Below are 7626 nucleotides of genomic sequence, written 5' to 3'. Positions count from 1 at the left end.
GTCACTGAGCATCGCACTCCCCGCGGCGGCCGACAGTCGCCCACGGGTCCCCACCTCGGGACTCTGCACACTCAGCGCCGCCCACCGCGCGATGTTGATCACCGGGATCAGCGCATGGCTCTTGATGTCGAAGGTCCCGCCGCGCCGGGACAACACGTCCCGCATCGACCGCAGTTTCGCCTTGTACGACAACGATTCTGCGAGGAGCAGTCGCATCGTCCCGGGATGTTGCCGCAATTCACGGAAGACTTCTGAGACCGCGGTCGCGCCGGGATCACCCCAGATCGGACGTCCGTCGAGTAACAGGGAGGCCAGAATCATGCCCTTGTTGTCGAGGGGTGAAGCGAGCCATTGACCGGCAACCTCGCGCCATTGGCTGTGGGTCCTGGAGAACAGCGGCATGTCCGCGGTGGCGCCGTTGACGTCGACGCCGAGTCCGCAGCGGCGCAACATCTCACCGACCTCGGCGAAAGCAGCACGATAGGCGGCGAACTGGTCGGGATCGGACACGGACTCGTCGAACGATACCGCCGAATCGACATCGGAACTGAGCACCGACTCCCGACGAGCGTTGCTACCCAACGACAACCAGGTCAGGGCGCTGGGGTCGAGGTCGGGCCGCGACGCGAGCACCATCTCGAGTGCGCGCCGGACCACGGCATCGGTGAGCACCGACAGCACCGCCGTCACCTCGTAGGATGGGCGCCCCCGCCGAAGGAGATCTGCTGCCACGTAGCGCATTCGACGGCCGCGCTCGGCGAGCGTCTCCATCGAATCGGCGCGCATGATCTGGTCGCGCAGTGACACACCGGCACCGGCGGGCGCGTTGACGAAGTCCTCGGGGACCACGACACCACGTAGTTCACCTCGTGGATCGATCACCGGCACGCAGGTCACGCCGCGTTCGAGGATGTCGACGAGCACTTCCGATGCCGGGGTTGTCGTGAGAGCCGTGACCGCCGGGAAGGTCATCACGTCGCGCACGGGCTGTTGCAGGTCAGAACCGGTCGCGACGACACGGGCGCGGATGTCGCGATCGGTCAGCACGCCGAATCGCCCGTCGCCGAACGGGATCACGATGTATCCGCCGCGGTGTTCGGAAATCTTCTGCGCCGCCTGCTGGACGGTCATGTCCGCGGACCCGACGACCGGTGCCGCGCGAACGAGCTCGCTGACCGTGCCATAGCTGTTGACCGACGATGCGTCGAGGCGCTGGGCAACCGTCAGTTTGCGGGCCAGGAACTCCGCGCCGGCCAACGACGAGAACACCGGACGCACCGTATGGCCTGGAATGCGGTAGACGCGGACCGGACCGGCAGCGAGGGCGAGCGGACCGATGGCAGATCCGGTCAGCATGCCCGAATAGCCGAAAACTCCACCGGGACCGAGGATCTCGTCGGGGCCGTCAGGCTTGCGCCGCGGCGTGTTCCACAGTTCCACCTGACCCGACACCACCACCGCGAGCTCTTCGATCTGATCGACGAAGCCGTTCATGATCGTGCTGCCGGACTCGTGATCCTCGATCCGCGACGCGGACGCGATCCGCGCCACCTCGTCGTCCGACAGCGCATCGAAGGGCGGGTACCCGACGAGGAACTCTGCGATCTGCGTCATCATGGAGTAATCGTGCCAGCTCACCCACCGGAGCGCCGGGACTCTGCGTCAGTGCACCAGCGATGTCAGCGATTTCGGAAGCTGACGATGACTGCGATAGGGACCGACCACAGCCGCGCCGAAGGGGTGTCCGAGCAGTTCACGGGCCACCCTCGCGGTGTCGGCCGCACTGACCCTGTTGATCTTGCGCAATGCCTCGTCGACGGTCATCCGTTTGCCGTAATTGATCTCACCGCGGCCATTGCGGTGCATCCGGGACTGGGAGTCTTCCAGTCCGAGAACCATTGCCCCGCGGAGTGAGCCCTTGGCGCGCGCCAGCTCTTCGGTGGTGATCCCGTGTTCGGCAACCTCGGTCAGGATGCCGGTGACGACGGAGGCGACCTCGGCCAGGTGGTCGGGTGAGCAGCCCGCGTACACCGAGAACGCTCCGACATCGGCGAACGAGTCGACCGACGAATAGACCGAATACGCCAGTCCCCGGGATTCCCGGATCTCCTGGAACAAGCGAGAACTCAGGCCGCCACCCAGTGCGGTGTTGAGGACCGACAGCGCCCATCGATCGCCGCTACCGCGTCCGGGTCCCCGAACACCGAGTAGCAGGTGCGCCTGTTCGGTGTCGCGGTACGACACCTCGAGCGTGGGCCGGCCACCGATCGCCTTGGCGCCCAGCCGAATCGGCGCAGGCTTGGCCGACCTGTCCAGATGTCCGGCGAAGGTCTTGCGAGCGACGGCGAGGACTTCGACGTGATCGATGTTGCCGGCGACGGACAAGACCATCTTGTCGGGGGTGTAGCGGCGCTGATGAAAGGACCGCACCTGTGCTCGCGTCATCGAGGTGATCGACTCCGACGAACCGATGACCGGCCGTCCGAGTGGATGGTTGCCGTACATCGCCGTCATGAACAGGTCGGCGAGCAGATCCTCGGGATCGTCGTCGCGCATGGCGATCTCTTCGAGCACCACCGCCCGCTCGATCCCGACGTCTTCGGTGCGGCATTCACCACGCAGCACGACGTCGGCAACGATGTCGACAGCTGTCGCCATGTGTTCGTCGAGGACGTGGGCGTAGTAACAGGTCTGCTCTTTGCCGGTGAAGGCGTTGAGCTCTCCGCCGATCGCGTCGATCTGTTCGGCGGTGCCCGCCGCAGATCGGGTGGGCGTCGACTTGAACAGCAGGTGTTCGAGAAAGTGTGCCGCGCCGGCGACCGAAGGCTTTTCGTCTCTTGATCCAACCGCGACCCAGAGTCCCACCGACGCCGACCGCACGCCGGGCAGGTACTCGGTGACCACCCGCAGCCCACCGGGCAGTACGGATCTCCGTACTGCCCGGTGGGTAACTGAGGACACAGACTTGTGCGTCCCGGTCAAACCTGCTGTGCTGCTCAGGCTTTCGCCTCTTCAGCCTCGGCGGCGGGAGCAGCGGCCTCGTCTTCGACCGGGACCAGGCTGATCTTGCCGCGATCGTCGATGTCGGCGATCTCGACGCGGATCTTCTCACCCACGTTGACAACGTCTTCGACCTTGGCGATGCGCTTGCCCTTGCCCAGCTTCGAGATGTGGACGAGCCCGTCACGGCCCGGGAGCAGCGAGACGAACGCACCGAAGGTGGTCGTCTTGACAACGGTTCCGAGGAACCGCTCGCCCACCTTGGGCAGCTGCGGGTTGGCGATGGCGTTGATCATGTCGATCGCGGCCTGGGCAGACGGACCATCGGTGGCGCCGACGAACACGGTGCCGTCGTCCTCGATGGAGATGTTCGCACCGGTCTGCTCGGTGATCGAGTTGATCATCTTGCCCTTGGGCCCGATGACCTCGCCGATCTTGTCGACGGGCACCTTGACCGTGGTGACACGCGGAGCGAACGGGCTCATCTCGTCGGGCTCGTCGATGGCCTCGGCCATGACCTCGAGGATGGTGTTGCGCGCGTCCTTGGCCTGAGCCAGTGCCGAAGCCAACACGCTCGAAGGGATGCCGTCGAGCTTGGTGTCGAGCTGCAGGGCCGTCACGAAGTCCTTCGTTCCGGCGACCTTGAAGTCCATGTCACCGAAGGCATCTTCGGCGCCGAGGATGTCGGTCAGTGCGACGTAACGGGTCTGGCCGTCGACCTCGTCCGAGACCAGGCCCATGGCGATACCGGCAACCGGTGCCCGCAGCGGCACACCGGCGTTGAGCAGCGACATCGTCGATGCGCAGACCGAGCCCATCGAGGTCGAGCCGTTGGAGCTCAACGCCTCGGACACCTGACGGATGGCGTACGGGAACTCCTCGACGCTCGGCAGCACCGGCATCAGAGCGCGCTCGGCGAGTGCGCCGTGCCCGATCTCGCGACGCTTCGGCGAACCGACACGACCGGTCTCACCGGTCGAGTACGGCGGGAAGTTGTAGTGGTGCATGTAGCGCTTGCTGGTCTCGGGTCCGAGCGAGTCGACCTGCTGGGCCATCTTGACCATGTCGAGGGTGGTGACACCCATGATCTGGGTCTCGCCGCGCTCGAACAACGAGCTGCCGTGTGCACGAGGGATGATCGCGACCTCGGCCGACAACGAACGGATGTCGGTGACACCGCGTCCGTCGATCCGGAAGTGGTCGGTCAGGATGCGCTTGCGGACGAGCTTCTTGGTCAGCGACCGGTATGCGGCGCCGATCTCCTTCTCGCGGCCTTCGAACTGACCCGCGAGCTCGGTCAGGATGTCCGACTTGAGCTCATCGGTCTTGTCGTCGCGCTCCTGCTTGCCCGCGATGCTCAGGATCTCACCGAGGCGTGCGGCACCGGCGGCCTCGACCGCGGCGAAGGCGTCGTCGGCGTACGGCGGGAACAGCGGGAAGTCACCGGTCGGCTTGGAGGCCTCGGCGGCGAGCTTCTGCTGTGCCTCACAGAGGCGGGCGATGAACGGCTTGGCAGCCTCGAGGCCCTCGGCGACAATGGCCTCGGTCGGCGCCTGCGCGCCACCTTCGATGAGCTCGATCACCCGGTCGGTGGCCTCGGCCTCGACCATCATGATGGCGACGTCGGCGGAATCACCTTCGCCACCGACGATGCGGCCGGCGACGACCATGTCGAAGACAGCGCCTTCGAGCTGCTCGACCGTGGGGAATGCAACCCACTGGCCGGCCTTGTTCTCATCGGTCGGGATCAGCGCGACGCGCACGCCACCAACCGGTCCGGAGAACGGCAGTCCGGCGATCTGGGTGGATGCAGACGCAGCGTTGATCGCGACGACGTCGTAGAGGTCCTTGGGATCAAGGCTCAGGACGGTGACGACAACCTGGATCTCGTTGCGCAGGCCGTCGACGAACGACGGGCGCAGCGGCCGGTCGATGAGGCGGCAGGTAAGGATGGCGTCGGTGGACGGACGGCCTTCACGACGGAAGAACGATCCGGGGATACGGCCGGCGGCGTACATACGCTCTTCGACGTCCACGGTCAGCGGGAAGAAGTCGAACTGGTCTTTCGGGTACTTGCCGGCGCTCGTGGCCGACAGCAGCATGGTCTCTTCGTCGAGGTAGGCGACCACCGCGCCGGCGGCCTGCTGGGCGAGACGTCCGGTCTCGAAACGGATGGTGCGGGTTCCGAAGGTGCCGTTGTCGATGATGGCGGTCGCTTCGGTGATCTCGTCGTCGTACTCCACAGCGTCTGTGCTGGTGACGTCGGTCATGTGTGGGGATCTCCTACGGTTGGGATCGAGGTTCGCGACCGACCTGTGAAGGTCGGCCGGCTCGCGGGCAAACACACGCGAGTAGGCCCTGAGCCAGGAGAATGCTTGCTGTCGCCGTGTGACGGCCGTCGATCGAAGCCGCCGGAGTTTTGTCGTTCATTCCGGGAGCCACTACCGAAGACCGCTCACCAGTGCGGACGCACAGACGAACATTTTCCTGGCACAAAAGCCAAGCCGAGGATATCACTTGACATCCTCGGCTTTGACAATCTTGAGTTGGTTCGGCCCGACCAGCTGTTCGAGATTCAACAATTCGGCCGGTCAGGCACCAGTTACCAGACGACCCGCCGAGGCGAGTCGGGTTGGCACCTAGCGGCGCAGGCCCAGGCGCTCGATCAGCGAGCGGTAGCGCTGCACATCGACCTTGGCGACGTACTTGAGCAACCGGCGACGCTTGCCGACCAGCAGCAGCAGTCCGCGACGGCTGTGGTGATCATGCTTGTGCAGCTTGAGGTGCTCGGTCAGGTCGACAATGCGCTTGGTGAGCATGGCAACCTGGGCCTCAGGAGAACCGGTGTCGGTCTCGTGCAGGCCGTACTCGGCCAGAATGGTCTTCTTTTCTTCAACGGTCAGTGCCACAAAAACTCCTGGTTATGACGATCGCGCGTGAGTGATCGACCACCGATGACCTCAAGTCACCGGATGATCGTGGTGCGGCCACCGCGAACCGCAGCACACACCAACGAACAACTGTACCGGCGGCGCTGCCACCTGGCCAAATCGTCGCCTACGGGAGCAACAGGCGGGTCTGATCCACATCGGCGGCGATCTGATCGATCAGGTTCGCCACCTTGTCGTATTTCACCTGACCCCGGATCCGGGCGACGAAGTCCACCGCGACGTGCTGACCGTACAGATCGGCGGTCGTGTCGAGCACGTACGCCTCGATCGTCCGGGTCCGGCCGGAAAACGTCGGGTTCGTCCCGACCGAGACCGCGGCCCGATAGCTCTCCCCCGGCTCCACCTGGCCGACCACCGGTCCCGCGCCGAGCACGGTGAACCAGGCGGCATAAACGCCGTCGGCCGGTATGGCCGAGTACATCGGTGGGGCAATGTTGGCGGTCGGGAACCCGAGGTCGCTGCCGCGGCCGTCGCCCCGCACCACAACACCTTCGACGCGATGCGGTCGTCCGAGTGCCTCGGTGGCGGTCGCGACGTCGCCGGCATCAACGCACGACCTGATGTACGTCGACGACAACGTGACCGCATGCTCGCCGAGCAACGAGACTGCTTCGACCTCGAAACCGAAACGCTCGCCGAACTTGTGAAGGGTGTCGACGTTGCCTGCCGCCTTCTTGCCGAAGGTGAAGTTGTCGCCGACCACCACCACCTGGGCGTGCAGCCGCTCGACGAGGACTTCGTGCGCAAAGTCCTTCGGCGTCTGGGAGGCCAGGATCGGCGTGAACGGCATGACACAGAAAACGTCGATACCGAGTTCTTCGGCCAGTTCGGCGCGACGGGTGAGAGTCGAGAGTTGTGGCGGGTGACTGCCCGGACGCACGACTTCGGCCGGATGGGGATCAAACGTCATCAGAACCGCGGGCACACCACGCTCTTTGGCCGCCCGGATGGCCCTGGTGATCAGTTGGGCATGACCCCGGTGGACACCGTCGAAAACGCCGATCGTGACAACACATCTGCCCCAGTCCGCAGGGATCTCGTCAAGCCCTCGCCAACGCAACACCGCACAAGCGTACGACTCCGCTCCCGCCGGTGCGACAGCGCACACGCCGGGGCCCTCCGACGGGTCGCCCGGTTGGTGCCCGACGTTGAATTGATTGGTGCGGCAATGACACAGATTCCAGTCAGTCGACATAAACTCGGGCGGTGCCCACTTCTGAGACTCCCCCCGAATCCACGGTGGACCCTGCCACGCTGGCGGGTTTGAAGGCGGTCTCCGAGCTGTCGACGGTCACCCAGGACTACCTGAAGGTCATCTGGACCGGCCAGGAGTGGAAGCCCGAGAAGATCACGACCAAGATGCTCGCCGAAAAGCTCGGCGTCTCCCCGTCGACCGCGTCCGAGGCAATCCGCAAACTCGCCGATCAGGACCTGGTGGTGCACGAGCGCTACGGGTCGATCACCCTGACCGATACCGGGCGCACCGCCGCGATCCTGATGGTCCGGCGCCACCGCCTGCTCGAGACCTTCCTCGTCCGCGAACTCGGCTACAGCTGGGACGAGGTGCACGACGAGGCAGAAGTCCTCGAACACGCTGTGTCCGACCGGTTCATGGCCCGTCTCGATGCCAAACTCGATCATCCGACCCGCGATCCACACGGCGACCCGATCCCGT

Annotated in this window: 6 protein-coding genes; 1 reads left to right on the top strand and 5 read right to left on the bottom strand. The window is 65.1% G+C overall.

Features of this window, described 5'->3' with window-relative positions:
- From VIQ49_RS15320 to VIQ49_RS15300, 5 genes are all read right to left on the bottom strand, one after another.
- The coding region (locus VIQ49_RS15320) for a DUF294 nucleotidyltransferase-like domain-containing protein (RefSeq protein WP_331886074.1) at nucleotides 1-1617 on the bottom strand (1617 nt) is incomplete at its 3' end.
- A 45-nt stretch (nucleotides 1618-1662) separates the two neighbouring features.
- A complete protein-coding gene (locus tag VIQ49_RS15315) occupies nucleotides 1663-2961 on the bottom strand; it encodes a pitrilysin family protein (protein WP_331886072.1) in 1299 nt (432 codons plus the stop codon).
- 35 nt (nucleotides 2962-2996) lie between these two features.
- Complete coding sequence (locus VIQ49_RS15310) at nucleotides 2997-5270, bottom strand: polyribonucleotide nucleotidyltransferase (RefSeq protein WP_331886070.1); 2274 nt, start codon at nucleotides 5268-5270, stop codon at nucleotides 2997-2999.
- 369 nt (nucleotides 5271-5639) lie between these two features.
- Nucleotides 5640-5909, bottom strand: a complete 270-nt coding sequence (gene rpsO / locus VIQ49_RS15305) for a 30S ribosomal protein S15 (RefSeq protein ID WP_331886068.1) — start codon at nucleotides 5907-5909, stop codon at nucleotides 5640-5642.
- Nucleotides 5910-6057: 148 nt separating this feature from the next.
- On the bottom strand, nucleotides 6058-7014 hold the full coding sequence (locus VIQ49_RS15300) for a bifunctional riboflavin kinase/FAD synthetase (RefSeq protein WP_331886066.1): 957 nt from the start codon (nucleotides 7012-7014) through the stop codon (nucleotides 6058-6060).
- Between the two features lie 191 nt (nucleotides 7015-7205).
- On the opposite strand from VIQ49_RS15300, the gene VIQ49_RS15295 reads away from it, so the two are divergent.
- The coding region (locus VIQ49_RS15295; RefSeq protein ID WP_331886076.1) for a metal-dependent transcriptional regulator at nucleotides 7206-7626 on the top strand (421 nt) is incomplete at its 3' end.

It is taken from the genome of Williamsia sp., assembly GCF_036566845.1.
GTDB lineage: Bacteria > Actinomycetota > Actinomycetes > Mycobacteriales > Mycobacteriaceae > Williamsia.
Note: the sequence above shows the minus strand (reverse complement) of the source record. Positions and strands in the feature narration are given on the sequence as shown.

Excerpts from the sequence above, each read along its gene's own strand:
- VIQ49_RS15310 (WP_331886070.1), bottom strand. The coding sequence starts at position 5,270 with ATGACCGACGTCACCAGCACAGACGCTGTGGAGTACGACGACGAGATC.